Raw genomic sequence first — 17,859 nt, forward strand, 5'->3', positions numbered from 1 at the left:
GTTTTTATATACGTTTAAGCTTCCTCATCTTCATAGCCGGAGTCGTAATCTCCGGAACCGTCATCATAGCCATCATCTTCTGTTTCCTCAGAGGAATCCCCGGAACCGTTATCATAGCTGTCAGATCCTCCGTCTGAATTCTCCCCGGAACCTTCGCCGGTATCATCAGAAGAGGTATTATCAGAACTTCCAAGCTGTTCATAATACTGATCGGAGCTGACAGACCATGTATCTTCTACATAATTTCCTTTGGAATCCGTCATGTTCAGTTCATAGTCAAAGGAAACCTCCAGAAGATTGGTTCTGGTGGACGGCTCCACATTCATGGACATGATCTCATCGAATTTTTTTCGGAGATTATCCAGGGTGAATTCATCACCAATGATGTCCCGCACTCCGTGCTGAGATGCCAGATCTTCGGTGTAGTCTTCCAGCATATATGGGCTAAAGACGCCCTCATCTTTATTATAGTGCATAACCATAGGCTTTACAGTGGCATCCAGAATTTCTACAGTGGTTTTTCCTTTCAGCACAGATTTCTGGATGGTAAAACCGGCCATGCCTTCCAGCAGCTCCGGAAGCTCCTGCTGAGTGGAAACAAAGTTGCCAAGAGAATAAAAAATCAGCATTTCGTTTCCGTTATCGTCAGACATGCGTCCATATGGCTGAAGTACATGAGGATGACCGCCGATTACAACATCGACCCCCTGTTCCATCAGAAAGGCAGCCCACTGCTTCTGATATTCGGTAGGCATGGTTTCGTCCTCTTTTCCCCAGTGAGCGACAAAAATAAGGCAGTCGCTGTCTTCCTTTGCTTTCTGGATCATAGAAGCAACTTCGCTTTTTTCAAAAATATCGATCATATAATCTTTTCCGTCTACATAATCTCCGTTGTTAGTTCCGTAGGTGTAGTCAAGAAAAGCAATTTTAATCCCGTTTACCTCCAGTGTTTTTACAGTATCTGCATCTTCCTGACTGGAATGGATGCCCAGTACAGGAACTTCCGGATAGTTGGTCTTCCAGAAATCCAGAGTCTGTTCTATGTAGTCAGGACCATAGTCATCAATGTGATTGGTGGCTGATTCAATGACGTCAAAGCCGGCCTTGATCAGAGCGTCGCCTACTTCTGTAGGTGTGGCAAAGGAAGGATAGGAGCTGACCGCACTGTGGTCTGTGGTAAATACAGTTTCCTGGTCGATCATGGCTATATCTGCGGCCTGGATCTCATCCTTAACATTCTCGTAGATATGCTCGTAATTCCATGTTCCGGATTCATACTGGCCGGACTCTATCAGACTTCCATGGTAAAGATTGTCTCCTACAGCGATAACAGTGGCGGTAGATACTTCCGGAGTATTGGCCTTTTTTTCTGCTTCTGCTTTTTTTATTGCAGCTTCTTTTTTTGCAGTTTCTGCAGGCTTCTGTATCAGATTGTAGTCAAGCTGGCGGAAAAGGACAACCAGAATGACCAGAACTGTCACAGAGCAGAAAAAGGCAATCCGGGAATTACTTTTTTCTCTGAGATTGAGAGGTATATTTTTATTTTTTTTCATGGCAGATTCCTTTATATAAATTTCGTGGATTTTCTTATTTATTATAGCAAAAAGAGCGCACTTTTGACAAGTGCAGCCGAAATGTTGCTGTTTACCCCTAAAATGAAATTTTAAATTCCACCGCCCTTATGCGGTGGAATTTACCTCCGCATAGTTGATATTTACTCTTTCATACAGAAATGGTATGGTTATCTCTCCTTCTGACAGCAGTAGAAGGAGGAACAATAAAATTACAGAGAAAGCCGGAAGCTTCAAAAAAGTGCTTTGTGCCGGGACTGGTTTGGGGTATAATAAAGAAAACATACAGGGAAAGGAGCCAGCTATGAATTCTGTTGAAACGGTAAATGATGTTCTGGTAAATTTGTTTAATGAAATTATGGACATTGAGGAGAGGGCTCTGATCACTCCTGAATATAAGGACATTTCTGTAAATGATATGCATGTAATAGAGGCTGTGGGGATCCGGAATCCAAGGAGCATGTCCGCAATAGCAAAGGATCTCTCCGTTACGGTAGGAACCCTGACAATAGCTGTAAATCATCTGGTAAAAAAAGGCTATATCAATCGGGGCAGAAGTGAAGAAGACAGGCGGGTTGTTCTTGTTTCCCTTTCGGAGAAGGGAGAAAAAGCCTATCATCATCACCGGATGTTCCATGAACGAATGGTAATGTCGGTTTTAAAAGGACTGGACAGGCAGGAGACAGAGACTCTGACAAAAGCTTTGAGCCATCTGCAGGATTTCTTCAGAAATTACAGAGACGAATAAAAAATATATGGGGGCGTTGGGCCCCCATAATTACTGTGTCATATATTTATACAGAACCGGAAAGGGAACAGGGCCGATTTCCAGTACTTTCTGATGAAACAGCCTGAGATCAAAAGCCTCTCCAAGCTCTTCTTTCTGCATTTCTTTCAGATCAAGAAAATTCAGATATCCCCAGTAATATTTCAGGTAGTTGGCAGGGGTTTCCACGATATACTGATAGATTTCCTGGATAACATCTGTTTTCTGGATGCCAAAAACACGTAAAAACCGGGCTGTCTGGGACTGATTCCATCCATGCTCATGGATGCCGATATCCAGAAGTGAATAGATGCACAGATTAATGCTTCTGTTCAGCCAGTACAGAGATGAAAGGTTTTTTGCATCACTGTCCTTTATAAAATTATCCGCATAGGAGGGAAGGCAGGATTCCACATAGGTTGCCCATCCTTCTACGTAACCGCCGCAGGAGATCAGATAACGGATATCTTCCGGCTGACAGGAGGCAAAAGAGGTAGTCTGATAAAGATGTCCCGGAAAGCCTTCGTGAGCAAGAGTGGAAACAAGTTCCGGACCGGAGTGGCGGCCTGAACGGTTAATATAAATCACGTTGGGGGTTCCGGTATCTAATGGCGGCGTCAGATAAAAGGCAGGACTCAGGTAATCCTCCATAGATTCATGTACATAGAGAACCTCATAAGGAGCAGACGGTGGTTCCGGGAAATCCGCCGTGATACACTGGCTGAGCTTTTGAAGAATCTGCTCCGGATCAGTGGAAAAAATTTCCGGATTTTGCTGAAGTTTCTCAATAAGAGCAGAATTTTTGCGAAGCAAAAGCTGCATTGATTTAAAATCTGCGGAAAGCTGTGACAAAAGTCTTTTTTCTATGTCGGCAACGGAGGCATAGGAGCCAACCTGACTTTTCAGCAGATATTCATAATATTCTTTTCCGCCTGAAAAATGGGCAAGCCCCCGGCTTGACACTCCTGTTCCTCGAAGTGATTCCAGTCCCTGGATAAGACGCTGATAGGCAGGAATGACCTGGGATTTCAGGATTTTTTCATGAGCATCCAGAAGTTTTTTCTGATCTTCCGGGGAAAACTTTCCGTAATCTTCCAGCTTCCGGGCAAAAACCTCCAGCATGTAATTGGAATCAGGATCTTTTATAAATGCTTTGCACTGCATGAGAATCCTGTCCAGAGTGGCATCGCTCATAAAAAATCCGGCCTGTGATTTCTGCTTCTCAAATTCCAGGATACTTTGAAAATATGGCTTGACAGAAGAAAGAAGATTCAGATAATCTGCAATATCCTGATCTTCATAAAATGCATATTCTGCAAGCAGAACAGGAAGCTGTGCCTGTGTTCCGAGACTGGGGGAAAGCATTTCTTCCAGAAGCTCATTTCCTTTGAGCGAAAGCCGGGTATGAAAATACAAAAGAAGCATATCAAGAGTAATCTGATTTTCACGGGAAAGCCTGGATGCAGAAAAAGATTTTAACTTGTTCAGATGATTTTCACAGGCTTTGTATGTATCGGACATATCAGCGCTGACAGTGCCGAGAACAGGCGCAGGGCGGGTAATCCCTTCTTTTTCCGGATGGGCGAGAGAGTAATGGAGAGTCAGCATGTTTTCGGAAACCTCTTTTTTAAAGATTTCCCTGCAGAAGGTTTCAAATTTTCCATTTTCAGACCAGACATGGCTGGAAAAATATCCGATCCCCATACCGGAGAGAAGAACAAGGAACAATGAGGCAGTGATTAAAAAGGTTTTTTTGTATCTGCGCAGAAATGCGGGCATAGAAATACTCCTGGCAAGCGTGTTTTTACTATTTTATTGGAAAAAATACAAATGTATGCTACACTGAAAAAAGGTTAAGACAGATAAAAAATCAGCAGAAAACTGAGAAACGGAGGAATCTATCATGTCGGAAATATATGATTTAGCGATACTGGGAGCGGGTCCGGCTGGGATCAGCGCAGCTATTTATGCTGCAAGGGCTCAGCTTAATACCTTGTGGGTGGAAAAAAAGTTCGCTCAGGGCGGTCAGATCGTAGATACTTATGAAGTGGATAATTATCCGGGAATGCCCGGGATCAACGGACTGGATCTGGGTGAAGCAATGGCTTCTCATGCGGAAAAACTGGGACTGACTCCGGTAAGAGAGAATGTCATATCCATAGAGCTGGAGGAAGGAATTAAGATCATCCGCACCCGTAAAAATGAATACAGGGCAAAAACTCTGATTCTTGCAATGGGAGCCGCTCACAGAACTCTGGATATTCCGGGGGAACAGGAGCTTGGGGGAATGGGAGTATCCTACTGCGCCACCTGCGACGGAGCTTTTTTCCGGAATCAGACAGTTGCTGTGATCGGAGGAGGAAATGTAGCGGTGGAAGATGCGATTCTTCTTTCCCGAACCTGTAAAAAGGTTTATGTGATCCACAGAAGAGATGAACTCCGGGCGGATAAAATACTTCAGGAAAAGCTGTTTGCCTGCGAAAATGTGGAAATCATATGGGATACCGTGCCTCTTGCCATTGAGGGAGAAAACAAGGTGACTGCACTGAAGATCCAAAATAAAAAGACAGGGGAAGAGCAGCAGATTTCTCTGGAGGGAGTCTTTGTTGCTGTTGGAATCGTTCCGAATACAGAGCTGGTTCAGGGACTGGTGAAAGTGGATGAAGGAGGATATATTTCTGCAGGAGAAGACTGTGCTGCAAGTGTTCCGGGGATTTTTGCAGCAGGAGATATCCGCACCAAGCAGCTGCGTCAGGTAGTGACTGCAGTGGCAGACGGAGCAAATGCTGTGATCTCTGCAGAACGCTTTTTATAATATCAGAAACCAATATGAAAGATACAGGAAAGAGCGGCATGCTCTTTTTCAGACAGACTGAATATGTAAAATAAAGCGCTGAAAAACGACCATACATGACGTGTGGTCGTTTTTTTAAGGTCATCAGAGAGTGAGATATTTCAGAAGTTAAAAGTGAACTTGCATGTTTGGTTCGACAGTCTGTGTTCATCGGCTTCCAAGTACTTTTTTACAAAAACGCTCAGAATAGGGCATAAAAATCTGAGCAACCGGTCCTACGATAAAGGCGCAGATAATAGTTCCAGGACCGAAGGTTCCTCCTAAAAGAAAGCCGGCTGCAACAAAAAAGCAGTCTGTTAAAATACGGACAAGACCAAAAGCTCTGTGGGTTTTGTCGCTGATCACAATGGCCACCAGGTCATTGGGGCCTGTTCCGGCCTCTGATTTAATGACAATGGTCATCCCCAAAGCAAGAATCATGCATCCTGCAACAAGGACAATAACACGTATTGCAAGGGGAAGAGAGCTGTTGATATAGTCTCCAAGGATTACAGTGAAAAGATCAATGATCGGTCCCCCAAGGAACATACAGATAATGGTTCCGATCCGTATGTAGCTTCTGTCAATCACAAGCAGTACCAGTATGATCAGAAAGCAGATCATCATATGAGTGCGTCCGTGAGTCCAGTGAAGTGCATCCGGCCATGGAATGCTTCGGAAAATTCCCTGTACCAGAACATTAAAAGGGTCTGTGCCAAGGTTTGCCTGAATAAAAAAGGTAACCCCCAGATGGGCTACAGACAGACCAAAAATAAGCAGAATGATTTGTTTGACTTTTTGCGTAAATGTCATAGCAGATAGTTCCTTTGCAGTATTTTATAAATATTTTATCACAGGAGGCCCGATTGTAAAAGACGAATTTCCGAAAAGGGGAGAACAGAAGGAACAGGATTTATAATTGTTCACAGCACCCTGATCAAAAGGCAGTATGAACAGCAACGAAATTATTACAAAAAGTGCCGTGATTATAACAGGTTTTACAGAACGGAAAAAGAAAGGGATATAATAAACATAAATAATAATTTCGTATAGCGGGAGGAAAGAAAAATGAATAATAAAAAAATGATCGCAGTATTTATAGCATTGGGAATGACAATGATGTGCTTTTCGGGCTGTAGTCTGACAGAAGAATCCACATCAGCCCCTACAGCAGCGCCAAGTCCGCAGGCAACGGCAACCGCTGCACCGAAGGCAACAGCAACGCCAACGCCAAAGGCAACCGCTACACCGAAACCTTCTAGCACAGGCTCTCAGAGCAGCGCCGGTTCACAGTCCGGAAGCAGCAGTTCCTCACAGACAGGAAATAATTCGGGTAATTCTTCATCAGGAAACGAAGCAGAGGAAGAATATGAAATTCAATACATCAGTGGAAATGTAATGACTAATGATGACACATCAATGACTATAGAGACAGGCTCTGATGGCAATTTTTATGAAATGACTTTTGATATCAGTGATGCAGAAGTGAATATTGAGGAAAATGAGGTAGTCGGAGCCAGCAGTCTTCGAACAAGTCTGAATGTGGATGTGGATTATTATGTGAAAGATGGCATGAATATTGCAACCTATATACATAGTGATGGAATTGAATATTTTTCTCCAAGTTTTTTGTATAAGTATGAACAGGAACAGCAAATGCAGGAAAACTCTCAGGACTATGATGATTCCTCTGATTATGAAGAGCCTCAGGATAGTGGAGATACAGAGGATTACGGAGAGGATTATGTAGATGAAGATGCAAATTCAGAGGCAGATTACTAGGAGACAGAGGTAAAAGAGAAGAGGGAGCTGTATTATACAGCCCCCTTTTCCTGAAATACAAGTTAGACATCGGCAAGTCTGGCAAAAGTATCTCGCCCTGCCATTCCATCTGCAGCTAATCCCTGAGAAGACTGGAACTTAATTACACCCTGTTTTGTGGATGGACCGAAGTCGTTATCAATACCACTGTTCAGCGTAATATTGTGGGCATAAAGACCAATCTGAAGAACTCCAACATAAAGATTATTAGCGCCTTCAGAGAGGACATGGGCAGCACAGGCATTGGAAGTATTTGTTCCCCAGATGCCATCGGTTGCAAGCCCGGCACCATATACGGAGTTCAGGGCGGACTGGATTGCTTTAATATAAGCTTTTTTGCAGGCTGGTCCCCAGATACCGTCTACGGCAAGTCCGGCACTAAATTTGCTGTTTAAAGCCTTCTGAGCAGTTGTAACAGGAGAAGATCCTGTAGAGCCGGAATCTTTGCCAACATAGTCCTGATGCATATATCCGATACCAATTCCGGAAACTCTTACATGAACCCATACACCGGAACTTGTGCCGTCAAGTTCCAGCTTAGTACCTTTGGATACCATACCCATTACAGTACCACCCGGAGTCTTACGCACATAGACATCGTCACCAGTACATACAGCGGTTCCCGTGGTTACCCATGTAGATGGAGGAACAGGATCCTCACCGGAGCCATTGATAGAAGTTACAATACTGTAGTCCGGTCTGGCGAATAAGGTACCACTGTTGACAGAACGATTTTTCTGGAAAACACCTCCGCCATTGGGATCAATTCCGCTTCCACCGCTTGTGTTTCCTTCAATGGTAGTGAACTGGCTGCCATTGACGGAAATAACTAAACCAGTGTGGTAGTAACCCTGGCTGCTAGAGTAGAACATAACAATATCACCGACTTTAGGAGTGGAATAATGTGTAAAGCGGGTTGACAGGTCATAAACGGAAATATACGGCCAGTGTTTTAAAAGTTCAATTGCTTTAGATTTACCGAAAGCTTTCATAAACACCCAACTGATAAAGCCGGCACACCAGTAAGAACCCTGATATTCTGGAGCAACATCTCTCCAATATTTGGTATAATTTCCATTACCGGCATTTGCTGTTTTATCGTCAAGATCTTTGTTGCTTGCTTTTTCGAGATACCCAATTTCAGCTTTTGCGATTTTAATAGCTGCCTGAATGGCTTCTGCAGCAGTTACCTTATAATTGGTAATGTGTGTTTTAAGAGCATTGTATACCATTTTCTGGCGGCTTTTATAAGCGCCAACCTGATTTCCGGTGTCCGTCTGGCAGGCAGCATAAAGGTGATCCAAAGTATAGGGCTTTGCAGTTTTTGCTAAAATTCTTTTTACAGCGGAAGCCCCGCCCTGATGTCTGAAATTGGCGCACATCATTTTGGCATCTATATATGTAACACCAAGAGCAGCAGCTTCTTTTACATAAGCTTCCATCTGAGTGTCTACAAGTTTGTCCTGACAACGATGACCTACAGCAGAGTCAATAATTTTAACAATAGCTTTGGCCTTTGCAGAAGTTTTGGAAATTCGGTAATTGGACCAGTCTGTTTTGGTAAGGTCTGAAGCTACACCGGCATTATCGTATTTCTTAAAAGTTGCAGCATCTGCAGATTTGATATTCAGAAGAAGAGTACGGGCTTCATTTCCGTACCACTGTCCGGCTCCAATAGTGATTGCATGTTCAGAGGAACTGTTTGTATAGGCTTCTGTGAAATCCGCATAGTCTTTCTGTCCGTAAACCTGTCCTCCTGTTTCTACTGCATAGATAATGTTACGCATTACAAGTTTTTCGTGTTCTGTCATTGTTTTTTCATCCTTTCGTGATTTTTAGAATTTGCAAATTCACTTTATAAGAAGAAAAAAATATGACAGGTTGAAACAAAAATTTCTAAATTAGTTTCTTAATCATCTGTTTTTTCTTTTGTAATTATTTTTCTGTAATAAAAAATGCGTATTTTTCCTGCTACCATGATACTGGATGTAAACAGAAGAGTTATCATAAAAAGGTGAAGCAGATGTTTTTGTTTTATAAATGCCAGAAAAATTATGAATACTTCCATTATCCATATGATATGGAGTAGTTTATATTTGCGGATGCGTAATTCTTCTGTAGTGAAATCTTCTGCAATGCTGGGAACCGGAGCTATTAAAAAGATAAACAGCAGTGAAAGAGAACTGATTAATGTGCAGGGAAGTATTTCCAGGCGGATATACTGTAACAGTTCCAGAATTCCCAGCAGAGAAAGGATGGAGGTGATAAAACAGGGAAGAAAATCTCTGAAATGAAAGCCGCCTCCATATTTTCTCATTAGCAGAAAAATTATATAGAAGATCAGATAATCTGTAAGCTGGTTCCGGAAAGCAGTCCAGAAGATACAGAAAAGCTGTACACTTGCAGTTTCCAGAACCGTGACAAGCCCGTAGTGATAATAGGGCAAGTCATTTTCTGAAACATCCATTTTGCGTAGGAGAGTATCAATCATGGCGTTTACGTTTATTGGAAATCCACTGCTCCAGATCGTCTGGCGGAACGTTGTCGTGAAAAATAGTAAGACATATGGATGCTCTGCAAATAACAGAGAAGGCACAGGCTGAAAGTAAAATGTGAGATAAAAGAGGTTTAAATTTTTTTAACATAAGATATTCTCCTTGGTTTGTGATAAAGGGATTATAAGAAAAAAAGAAAAGCAGTAAAAACAGTATCGTATAAAATGCATATTTTATGACATATTAAACATATATATGCCAATAGCATATTATGCTGTTAAAATTAATAAGAAGAAAGAGGGAGGGTAAAATATTGTTTAATCCAGTAAATATTATATGTTTCATATTATTAAGCTTATCTATGCAAATATATATGGATATATTTTTTGAAAAGAGGCATTGGCACTTAATCTTAGTTAATCCAGTAATAGCATGTATGACATATATAATATTAATTATATTTCCAAATGTTAACCCATGGGGAAATATAGCTATAGTAATAATCTTTTTTTCTATTTATGGGATGTTTATATATCAGGGAAGGAGAGATAAGATATTTTTCCATATTGTTCTGTGGGAATTAATGGGATGTTTATGCGAATATATAGTGTTGTTTATTCTTTCGTTGTCGTATGCCCAGGAAGTTATTTTTGAAAAAGAATATTACGATTTTGCAAGAACGGTATCTCATTGTCTGCTGGTTTTTCTTACATTATGCATCAGCAGGATTGTTTCTTATAAAAAAAGCCATGGAGTAAAAAGCCAGAGCAGTGTGATTCTTTTACTTTTAGCTACAGCTACAGTGATTGTTGACTGGGGAGTATATCAGATATATATGTATCCTAAAAGCACATCTGCCGATTATTATGCAATATTAATAGCATCAATTATGATGGTTATGTCTATAGTTATTATTAAGATTTACGAAGGACTGGGGGAGAAAGCAGAGCTGGAAACCAGAAATACAATTTATCAGAGACAGGTAGAAGCTTATCGGGTGCAAAGTTCCGAGAGAGAGGAAACGCTAAAAGAATTTCGTAGTCTGAAACATGATATGAAGAATCATCTGATCTATATGGATGAATTGATTCGCCAACAGAAGAATGAAGAGGCCTGCAGATATATAGATAAATTGCTGGCATCAAGAGGTCTGGTTTATCAGGGAGCAGTGAACAGTGGGAATATGCTTGTAGACGGGTTGGTCAATTATAAAATTCCATATATAAAATCCTTACATATTGATTTCCGATCAGAGGTAGTGATTCCTTCAAACCTGGAAATGCCGGAGGATAATTTATGTATTATTATCGGGAATCTGCTGGACAATGCGATTGAGGGTACCCGGCAATTACAGGAAAATGAAAGACATATATTTTTTAAATTTGTATTGAAAAAAGATAACTTTTTTCTCATGATACAGAATTCCTGTCAGGAAAATGCTGTTATCAGGAAAGGAAATTATTTCCTGAGCACTAAGAAGGAAAAAGGTCATGGAATGGGAATATTATCAGTAAAGCGTGCCGTAGAGGAATGTAAGGGAGATCTCTGTATTGATGTGCAGAAAGGGAGATTTCAGGTATCTGTTATTTTGCCAAAACAGAAAGTAACTATAAAAGGGGATGAAGCAAATGGAAAAAATAATTAAAAAATATGCGGTATGTATTGGATACCGGATGCGGCAGGAGAGGAAAAATAAGAATATAACGCAGCAGGAACTGGCGCATAGATTGGGGATTTCTTACTCGTATTATAATAACATAGAAAAAGGCAACAGAAGCTGTCCGATTGAAGTTCTGATTGGAATATGCAGGGAGTTTGGAATTTCAGCAGACAGAATCCTGAGAGACTTTATTCCTGTGGATACAGAAAAGGAGATCAGATAGTAAAAATATCAAAATGTTGTCTTATAGACGGCAAATAATTCTTATAGAAACTTAAGTTTATAGATATTACTCCTTACAATGGTAGAAAAAGGAGACGTTGTATGGAGTATAATAAAACAGAACTGAAAAAGTATAATTATCTTATTGGACAGAAAATAAAAGCTATCAGGGATTTAAAAGGTTTTAAGCAGGATTATGTTTCAGAAAAGCTGGGAATATCCAGTGGACATTACAGCAATATTGAAAATGGACATAAGACATGCACACTTTATATCCTGATTAAACTGTGTCAGATTCTGGATACAACACCCAATGAGATTTTATCGGGTTGTGTGTCTTTAGATCATGATGAAAAAGAAACTTTTATTGTTGAGATGCAAAGATCTTTAAAAGCGGATGAAAAAGAATTCCTGGTGGCGTTCCAGATGATCTTAAATAAATATCTGGAGGACAAAAGATGATAAATATTGCCATTTGCGATGATGATATGGTTTTTACAACCCGGCTGGAAGAGCTTATTATGGATTTTAGTAAGGCGTACTCCTTTGACATATGTATTTATTTTGATGGAGATACATTACTGGAAGCGGTAAAGCAGGGAATTTGCTTTGATATTATCCTGATGGACATAGAAATGAAGCGTATGAATGGAATCAGCGCAGCAAAGATTATTCGGAAAATAGATGAGGATGTACAGCTGATTTATATTTCAAGTCATGAGGAGTATGTGCTGCAGCTATTTGATGTAAACCCGGTGGGATTTTTGAAAAAGCCTCTTTATCCAGAATAGTTTCGGGCATGTCTGAGAAAAGCGTTAAACACGATGGAAAGAAGAGTAATGTATTTCTCTTATAAAAATCATTATCAGGAAAACAAAATACGGATGAAAGATATTATTTATTTTGAAAGTGTGTATCGAAAAATACATATTCATACGCTGCAGGGGATGGATTATTTTTATGGAAAGTTATCAACTGTTGAAAATAATTTGAACAATTCTGTGATTCCTTTTATCAGAATCCACCAATCATATCTTATAAATTATCATTATATTTCTCAGTATAAATCCTCAAAGATTATTATGGAAAATGGGGCAGAGTTGATGGTAAGCACTGCATATAGAACTGTTGTAAAGGAAAAAATGCATGAATTATTAAGGCTGGGCTGAAAGACAGACAGCGATCCTTTAGGGAAGGCTGTCTTTGTCATTTAGTTCTTTTTTTAAAACAGAAATATATTTTTTTAATTTTTGAGGGATAGGAACACCCATCCGTCCCGCATTTTCAATGATAGACAGAAGTTCATTCAGAGAGTACCATACTGTAATAAAAACACCCAGATAGAAATGGGAGGGATAGACAATCCCAAGGCTGGAAGCGGAATTGTGTAATAATCCATCTACAGAGAAAGCGCTTCCGATAACCAGCCAGCACCCTGTCTTTTTCAGGATTCCTAAAAATCCTTTGCGGGAATTCCAGCCATAAGAGATATCATCAGGGTGTTCAATGCCTTCTTTACGGCTGGCGAGCATACCTGTGATATAATCAATGATCATAAGAAATAAGAGACTTAGGATTAACATACCAAAAGTCTGAAATTTTGAACCAATCCAGGTGAGCATACCGGATAATAAGAGCTGTATAGTGTGTTCGGATTTCATGTGAATTTTCTCCTTTCTGACAAAAATTCTTTTTTTACACGATTTATATACTGAACAGACAGATGTAGCTTATCTGCGATTTCAGAGGTTGAATATTTTTCCGACAGAATAAAATTCAGTATTTTCTGTCTGGTTGAAGAAAGTGATCTCATATATTCCTGAAGTGAGAGATTCAGTTCTATAAAACCGAAGTCACTGTATGCAGGAAGTGAAGCAAAGGTTTCACTTTCAGAGGACTGCTCGTATTCGGAGTGCCGAATAGACATACGGCACAGATATTTGAAGTGATTTTTCAGTGCATTTTGAATGAAACAAATGCAAGCTCCTTCATTTTGGATATATTTTATGGATTGGATAGCTATTAAAAGAGCAAGGGTCAGTTCCTGCTGTGCATCCTCGTATTCCATAGCATGACATTTGTATGCATACTTGCGAATCATGGGCTGAAATTTGAGAATTATTTGTTCCTGTGCAGAGGTATCGCCGTTTTTTGCCTGTTGTAATGTATGAATAAAAATAGTATTTTCCATGATTTTTCTCCTTTTGTTAGAAAGAAGAAAAAACAGTTGGATTTAGAAACTTAAATTTAGAAAAATATTATTTTAGATAACAAAAGTAAAGCAGATAAAAAAAGAATAGAAATAACGTAGTTTTAGTAAGAAACAGTAAAAAGGGAATCTCATTGGAACAAAGAGTGCTTGACATATACTTTTTTGATATGTAAAAATAACCGCAGGCAAGCGAAAGGGGAGTTAATTGTGATGGTAAATATTGCTGTATGTGATGACGATACACAGTTTGCGGCTGAACTGGAAAACCGGATATTATCCTATGGAAAACAGAAAGCTGTCAGTTTAGATACAGAAGTCTTTTCAGATGGAGACAGTATTCTGCAGGCAATCCTCAACGGCGGACAGTATGATCTTGTTTATATGGACATTGAGATGGGTAATAGAAACGGGATCAGTACAGTGCGTGAGATAAAGAAAATATCTCCTGAGACCATGGTTATTTATGTTACTTTTCATGAAGTTTATTTTACACAGATGTTTGAAACGGAGCCTTTTCGTTATCTTGGTAAACCATTGGAGGAGGAACAGTTTAACAGATACCTTGAACAGGCTTTAAAGAGGCTCAGAGAGCGCTTATGCTATTATACTTATACAACCGGACACAGTACCTGCCGGGTTCCTGTACGGGATATTTTTTATTTTGAGAGCCGCAGACGAAAAATTATACTTCATGGGAAAGACTGCACTGATATTTTCTATGGAAGATTGGGGGAAATACAAAAAGAGTTGGAAAAGGGCGGCCGTCCGTTTATCAGAATCCATCAGTCATATCTTGTAAATCCTTATGAAATAAACAGATATTATCCGGATAGAGTAGAAATGGTTGGGAAAATGCTTCTTCCTATCAGTGAGAGCAGACAGAGAGAGGTGAAAGAAAAGTTCCATTCATTTCTGAGAGAGTTATAAACAAAAATGTAATCATTCTGTAATAAAATTTGACAAAACAGGCATTTCTGTGATAACATACGCAACTGTATGCAGCACAGAGATGCCTGTTTCCGGTTTTGGTACGGATATCGGGATATTTCTGATGAAAACAAGGATGAATAAAAAGGAGATTTCCATGATAAAAAAGATTGCAGCAGTGATGTTAAGTGTTTGTATGAGCACCGCCATGGCAGCAGGTGCGCAGGCGGCAGATTTTACCAGCGGTGAGGAAACGCTGGAGGGAACCTTTACTGACGGCAGCAAAGATGATCAGACAGGTGACATCAGTGAAATTGCAAATGATATTGTAGCTCAGGCTGAAGAGAAGGCTCAGGAATACCAGAAGCTGAAGGAAGAGGCGGACAGAGCGGCTGCAAAAAAAGCGGCTGAGGAAAGAGCAAGAAAGGCGGAAGAGGAGCGCGTGGCTCACCGTCAGGAGATTGTGGATTTTGCAATGCAGTTTGAGGGCAATCCCTATGTATATGGGGGAACAAGCCTGACAAATGGAGCTGACTGTTCCGGGTTTATGATGTCTGTGTTTAAAGAGTTTGGATACGAGCTTCCCAGAGTGGCTGCGGCCCAGTATGAATCGTCACAGAAAAAAGAGCTCAGTGATATTGAGGTGGGGGATCTTGTTTTTTATGGCAGCAATATTTATCATGTAGGCCTGTATATCGGAGATGAGAAAATCATTCATGCCAGTACCTCTGCATCAGGGATCAAAGTCTCTGATTATGATTTTGAAACACCGTCTGGTGTCGGAACTTATCTGAAATAATCGAGGGTTTGGCAAATTGCACAAAGCCTGTCGAAAAATGTGGATTGTATGGATTTTTGTACAAAAGTTATCCACTGTAAGAAAACGTGGAAAACCCTGTAAAATCAAGTTATGCACAAAGTTATCCACATTATCCACATGAATAACATGTGGAATACCTGATTTACATAAAAAGACAAGAAACAGATGTTTTGGTTAATAATGATAAAAATACAAAAATCGACAAAAACCAACAGATTTCTATTGACATTTTCAATGTGAAAATATAGGGAAATATTTTGTACAAAAGAGTGATTTTGCTGTTTGAAAGAATAATTATCTGACAATATTAAGAAAAGTTGGCGTGTATAAACAAAATTACATCATATAGTATGCTGAACATAATGGTATACATTTTATAGTGTTTTGAGTTATGGAAAAATAAAAATCCCCGGAAGAGAAATAAAATTCTCTTTTGGGGATTTTTACTGCATTGTGGATAAAGTTTAAAAAAGAATGTTATCCACAGGAATCTGCTGACGCAGCATTCTGTTTCATTCGTTTGATAACCTTCAGTCTTGTAAATTCCTCTCGCTCTTTTTCTTCCAGAGCATTCTGGATATCTCTGGTTAATGTCTCGTATCTGGGGATTGTAATATTTTTAAGAGCGTTTGCCCGCTTTTGAGTTTTTTTGATGTTGGCGGCCAGGCGAATGGCTGCATTTTCGATCATGGAGAGCCGGATGGACAGCTCTTTTACTTTTTCGAACTCCGCCTTTGCCTGATCCAGAGACATTTTTGTACTGTAGTAGGCATAAGTGGGGGTGTTGGTACTCTGAGCGTCATATTCTACCAGTGGGATTTCTGTTCCCATAACGCTTCGGGTTTTGATCCGGATGGAGTTTTCCACAGGAACAGTATAGGAAATCTGCTGAACAAAAGCGATGCCGATTTCCATATTTGCCTTCTGAAGAGCCGCATATGCAGTCCGGAAGGTTTCGTCAATCTGTGTCTGGATATCCTTTGCCTGATCGATAAGGTCCATCATTTCTCTGATCAGAATGTTTCTTTTTTTGTCCATCAGCTCAAATCCCTGACGGGAAAGAGCAAGGGAATTTTTTGCAAGTATCAGATTTCCCTTGGTGGGAAAGGTATTTGGATCCAAGAAACCACCTCCCTTTCTTATCTGACGGTTTCTCTGTAATATTTGTTCAGAATCTTGGTATCAATACGATCCAGCTCTTCTTTTGGAAGAAGTCCCAGAAGCTCCCAGCCTTTATCCAGGGTTTCGGTAATGCTGCGGTTTTCTGTTTCTGTCTGTCCTACAAATTCCGCTTCAAAAGCCTTGCCGAACACAAGGTAGCGCTTATCAAGAGGAGAGAGCTCATCCTCACCGATAACGGATGCCAGAGCTCTGGCATCGCCTACTTTTGCATAACAGGAGAAAAGCTGGTTGGCCACATCCTGATGGTCTGCCCGTGTAAAGCCTTCTCCGATACCGTCCTTCATCAGTCGGGAAAGAGACGGAAGCACATTGATAGGCGGGTAAATTGCCTGCCCGTGAAGCTGACGGTCCAGAACGATCTGCCCCTCTGTAATATATCCGGTAAGGTCAGGGATAGGATGAGTAATATCATCATTGGGCATGGTAAGAATCGGAATCTGTGTTACAGATCCGGTGCCGCCCTGAACGATTCCTGCGCGCTCATAAAGCGTTGCAAGCTCGCTGTACAGATAACCCGGATATCCTTTACGGGACGGGATCTCGCCTTTGGAGGAAGAAACCTCTCGCATTGCCTCACAGAAAGAGGTAATGTCAGTAAGGATGACCAGAATGTGCATTCCTTTTTCAAAGGCAAGGTATTCGGCTGCCGTAAGAGCGATCTTCGGTGTCAGAAGACGCTCTACTACAGGATCGTTTGCCAGATTCAGGAACATGACAACATGGTCGGAAGCACCGCTTTCCTCAAAGGTACGGCGGAAAAATTCAGCTACGTCATATTTTACGCCCATTGCTGCAAATACAATGGCAAAGTTTTCATCGGAGTCGCTTCCCAGAGAAGCCTGCTGTACGATCTGCGCAGCAAGTTTGTCGTGGGGAAGTCCGTTTCCGGAAAAAATAGGAAGTTTCTGTCCGCGGATCAGTGTTGTCAGACCGTCGATAGCAGAAATACCTGTGTTGATATAGTTTCTCGGGTACTCTCTGGATACTGGATTCAGAGGAAGTCCATTGATATTCAGTTTTACTTCCGGGGCAATATCGCCCAGTCCGTCAATAGGCTGACCGATTCCGTTAAAGGTACGTCCGAGGATTTCCGGAGAAAGTCCGATCTCCATTGGATGTCCGGTCAGTCTTGTATGAGTGTTTGTCAGGGACATGCTTTCAGTTCCCTCAAAGACCTGAATAACAGCCTTGTCCTCGTAAATTTCTACAATACGGCCGATTTTCTGTGTTCCGTCGTCCATATGAAATTCTACGATTTCTTCATAGGATGCGTTTTTAACTCCTTCCAGAACAACCAGAGGGCCGTTTATCTCGCTTAATCCCAGATATTCGATTGCCATAAACTTTTCC

The 17,859-nt window shown here is 40.7% G+C and carries 19 protein-coding genes; 10 read left to right on the forward strand and 9 right to left on the reverse strand.

Annotated elements, in window-relative coordinates; genetic code table 11:
* Positions 1-14: 14 nt before the first annotated feature.
* The gene (locus tag NSA57_RS09250) at positions 15-1,553 is read right to left on the reverse strand and encodes a CapA family protein (protein ID WP_257464668.1); all 1,539 of its coding nucleotides are present in this window, start codon (positions 1,551-1,553) and stop codon (positions 15-17) included.
* A 322-nt stretch (positions 1,554-1,875) separates the two neighbouring features.
* On the opposite strand from NSA57_RS09250, the gene NSA57_RS09255 reads away from it, so the two are divergent.
* On the forward strand, positions 1,876-2,319 hold the full coding sequence (locus NSA57_RS09255; RefSeq protein WP_022067969.1) for a MarR family winged helix-turn-helix transcriptional regulator: 444 nt from the start codon (positions 1,876-1,878) through the stop codon (positions 2,317-2,319).
* 30 nt (positions 2,320-2,349) lie between these two features.
* Here NSA57_RS09255 and NSA57_RS09260 read toward each other — a convergent pair whose 3' ends face one another.
* Positions 2,350-4,116, reverse strand: coding sequence for a DUF885 domain-containing protein (locus NSA57_RS09260; RefSeq protein ID WP_257464669.1), 1,767 nt, complete (start codon positions 4,114-4,116; stop codon positions 2,350-2,352).
* Positions 4,117-4,240: 124 nt separating this feature from the next.
* Here NSA57_RS09260 and trxB point away from each other — a divergent pair, with 124 nt between their 5' ends.
* Positions 4,241-5,152 carry a thioredoxin-disulfide reductase gene (gene trxB / locus NSA57_RS09265; RefSeq protein WP_147599497.1) on the forward strand — a complete coding sequence of 304 codons (912 nt, stop codon included), beginning with the start codon at positions 4,241-4,243 and terminating at the stop codon, positions 5,150-5,152.
* A gap of 186 nt (positions 5,153-5,338) precedes the next feature.
* Here trxB and NSA57_RS09270 read toward each other — a convergent pair whose 3' ends face one another.
* Complete coding sequence (locus NSA57_RS09270; protein WP_173752751.1) at positions 5,339-5,983, reverse strand: YczE/YyaS/YitT family protein; 645 nt, start codon at positions 5,981-5,983, stop codon at positions 5,339-5,341.
* Positions 5,984-6,238: 255 nt separating this feature from the next.
* Between NSA57_RS09270 and NSA57_RS09275 the strand changes: the two genes are divergently transcribed.
* A complete protein-coding gene (locus tag NSA57_RS09275; RefSeq protein WP_178709208.1) occupies positions 6,239-6,952 on the forward strand; it encodes a hypothetical protein in 714 nt (237 codons plus the stop codon).
* A 62-nt stretch (positions 6,953-7,014) separates the two neighbouring features.
* On the opposite strand, the gene NSA57_RS09280 is transcribed toward NSA57_RS09275, so the two are convergent.
* Both NSA57_RS09280 and NSA57_RS09285 read right to left on the reverse strand, forming a co-directional pair.
* The gene (locus NSA57_RS09280) at positions 7,015-8,802 is read right to left on the reverse strand and encodes a peptidoglycan-binding protein (protein ID WP_178709210.1); all 1,788 of its coding nucleotides are present in this window, start codon (positions 8,800-8,802) and stop codon (positions 7,015-7,017) included.
* Positions 8,803-8,900: 98 nt separating this feature from the next.
* A complete protein-coding gene (locus NSA57_RS09285; protein ID WP_257464670.1) occupies positions 8,901-9,482 on the reverse strand; it encodes an accessory gene regulator B family protein in 582 nt (193 codons plus the stop codon).
* Between the two features lie 317 nt (positions 9,483-9,799).
* On the opposite strand from NSA57_RS09285, the gene NSA57_RS09290 reads away from it, so the two are divergent.
* The 5 genes from NSA57_RS09290 to NSA57_RS09310 all read left to right on the forward strand — a co-directional run bounded on the left by NSA57_RS09290 (position 9,800) and on the right by NSA57_RS09310 (position 12,537).
* Positions 9,800-11,131, forward strand: a complete 1,332-nt coding sequence (locus NSA57_RS09290) for a sensor histidine kinase (protein ID WP_257464671.1) — start codon at positions 9,800-9,802, stop codon at positions 11,129-11,131.
* Positions 11,115-11,369, forward strand: a complete 255-nt coding sequence (locus NSA57_RS09295) for a helix-turn-helix domain-containing protein (protein WP_257464672.1) — start codon at positions 11,115-11,117, stop codon at positions 11,367-11,369. The genes NSA57_RS09290 and NSA57_RS09295 overlap by 17 nt, the downstream gene beginning before the upstream one ends.
* Before the next feature lie 101 nt (positions 11,370-11,470).
* Positions 11,471-11,830: a helix-turn-helix domain-containing protein gene (locus NSA57_RS09300; protein ID WP_178709218.1), complete on the forward strand. Its 360-nt coding sequence runs from the start codon at positions 11,471-11,473 to the stop codon at positions 11,828-11,830.
* Positions 11,827-12,159, forward strand: a complete 333-nt coding sequence (locus NSA57_RS09305) for a LytR/AlgR family response regulator transcription factor (protein WP_257464673.1) — start codon at positions 11,827-11,829, stop codon at positions 12,157-12,159. The genes NSA57_RS09300 and NSA57_RS09305 overlap by 4 nt, the downstream gene beginning before the upstream one ends.
* Positions 12,160-12,252: 93 nt before the next feature.
* Positions 12,253-12,537 carry a LytR/AlgR family response regulator transcription factor gene (locus NSA57_RS09310; RefSeq protein WP_257464674.1) on the forward strand — a complete coding sequence of 95 codons (285 nt, stop codon included), beginning with the start codon at positions 12,253-12,255 and terminating at the stop codon, positions 12,535-12,537.
* An 18-nt stretch (positions 12,538-12,555) separates the two neighbouring features.
* On the opposite strand, the gene NSA57_RS09315 is transcribed toward NSA57_RS09310, so the two are convergent.
* Both NSA57_RS09315 and NSA57_RS09320 read right to left on the reverse strand, forming a co-directional pair.
* Entirely contained in the window at positions 12,556-13,029 is a 474-nt protein-coding gene (locus NSA57_RS09315) for a phage holin family protein (protein ID WP_257464675.1), read from the reverse strand.
* A complete protein-coding gene (locus NSA57_RS09320) occupies positions 13,026-13,559 on the reverse strand; it encodes a helix-turn-helix domain-containing protein (RefSeq protein ID WP_257464676.1) in 534 nt (177 codons plus the stop codon). The genes NSA57_RS09315 and NSA57_RS09320 overlap by 4 nt, the downstream gene beginning before the upstream one ends.
* A 231-nt stretch (positions 13,560-13,790) precedes the next feature.
* Here NSA57_RS09320 and NSA57_RS09325 point away from each other — a divergent pair, with 231 nt between their 5' ends.
* Complete coding sequence (locus NSA57_RS09325; protein WP_257464692.1) at positions 13,791-14,507, forward strand: LytR/AlgR family response regulator transcription factor; 717 nt, start codon at positions 13,791-13,793, stop codon at positions 14,505-14,507.
* A 157-nt stretch (positions 14,508-14,664) separates the two neighbouring features.
* Positions 14,665-15,306, forward strand: a complete 642-nt coding sequence (locus NSA57_RS09330) for a C40 family peptidase (RefSeq protein WP_257464678.1) — start codon at positions 14,665-14,667, stop codon at positions 15,304-15,306.
* A gap of 498 nt (positions 15,307-15,804) precedes the next feature.
* Here the strand turns inward: NSA57_RS09330 and NSA57_RS09335 are convergent, their stop codons facing one another.
* Positions 15,805-16,449, reverse strand: coding sequence for a V-type ATP synthase subunit D (locus NSA57_RS09335; RefSeq protein WP_147599510.1), 645 nt, complete (start codon positions 16,447-16,449; stop codon positions 15,805-15,807).
* Between the two features lie 17 nt (positions 16,450-16,466).
* Complete coding sequence (locus NSA57_RS09340; protein ID WP_022068827.1) at positions 16,467-17,849, reverse strand: V-type ATP synthase subunit B; 1,383 nt, start codon at positions 17,847-17,849, stop codon at positions 16,467-16,469.
* Positions 17,850-17,859: the final 10 nt, after the last annotated feature.

The organism is Blautia caecimuris, from assembly GCF_024622975.1.
GTDB classification, from domain to species: Bacteria; Bacillota; Clostridia; order Lachnospirales; family Lachnospiraceae; genus Blautia_A; species Blautia_A caecimuris.

Bases quoted from the DNA above. Each gene is read 5' to 3' on its own strand.
- NSA57_RS09275 (WP_178709208.1), top strand. From the start codon at position 6,239: ATGAATAATAAAAAAATGATCGCAGTATTTATAGCATTGGGAATGACA.
- NSA57_RS09310 (WP_257464674.1), top strand. From the start codon at position 12,253: ATGAAAGATATTATTTATTTTGAAAGTGTGTATCGAAAAATACATATT.
- NSA57_RS09295 (WP_257464672.1), top strand. From the start codon at position 11,115: ATGGAAAAAATAATTAAAAAATATGCGGTATGTATTGGATACCGGATG.
- NSA57_RS09255 (WP_022067969.1), top strand. From the start codon at position 1,876: ATGAATTCTGTTGAAACGGTAAATGATGTTCTGGTAAATTTGTTTAAT.
- NSA57_RS09285 (WP_257464670.1), bottom strand. From the start codon at position 9,482: ATGATTGATACTCTCCTACGCAAAATGGATGTTTCAGAAAATGACTTG.
- NSA57_RS09280 (WP_178709210.1), bottom strand. From the start codon at position 8,802: ATGACAGAACACGAAAAACTTGTAATGCGTAACATTATCTATGCAGTA.
- trxB (WP_147599497.1), top strand. From the start codon at position 4,241: ATGTCGGAAATATATGATTTAGCGATACTGGGAGCGGGTCCGGCTGGG.
- NSA57_RS09320 (WP_257464676.1), bottom strand. From the start codon at position 13,559: ATGGAAAATACTATTTTTATTCATACATTACAACAGGCAAAAAACGGC.
- NSA57_RS09250 (WP_257464668.1), bottom strand. From the start codon at position 1,553: ATGAAAAAAAATAAAAATATACCTCTCAATCTCAGAGAAAAAAGTAAT.
- NSA57_RS09260 (WP_257464669.1), bottom strand. From the start codon at position 4,116: ATGCCCGCATTTCTGCGCAGATACAAAAAAACCTTTTTAATCACTGCC.
- NSA57_RS09330 (WP_257464678.1), top strand. From the start codon at position 14,665: ATGATAAAAAAGATTGCAGCAGTGATGTTAAGTGTTTGTATGAGCACC.
- NSA57_RS09325 (WP_257464692.1), top strand. From the start codon at position 13,791: ATGGTAAATATTGCTGTATGTGATGACGATACACAGTTTGCGGCTGAA.
- NSA57_RS09300 (WP_178709218.1), top strand. From the start codon at position 11,471: ATGGAGTATAATAAAACAGAACTGAAAAAGTATAATTATCTTATTGGA.
- NSA57_RS09315 (WP_257464675.1), bottom strand. From the start codon at position 13,029: ATGAAATCCGAACACACTATACAGCTCTTATTATCCGGTATGCTCACC.
- NSA57_RS09340 (WP_022068827.1), bottom strand. From the start codon at position 17,849: ATGGCAATCGAATATCTGGGATTAAGCGAGATAAACGGCCCTCTGGTT.
- NSA57_RS09305 (WP_257464673.1), top strand. From the start codon at position 11,827: ATGATAAATATTGCCATTTGCGATGATGATATGGTTTTTACAACCCGG.
- NSA57_RS09270 (WP_173752751.1), bottom strand. From the start codon at position 5,983: ATGACATTTACGCAAAAAGTCAAACAAATCATTCTGCTTATTTTTGGT.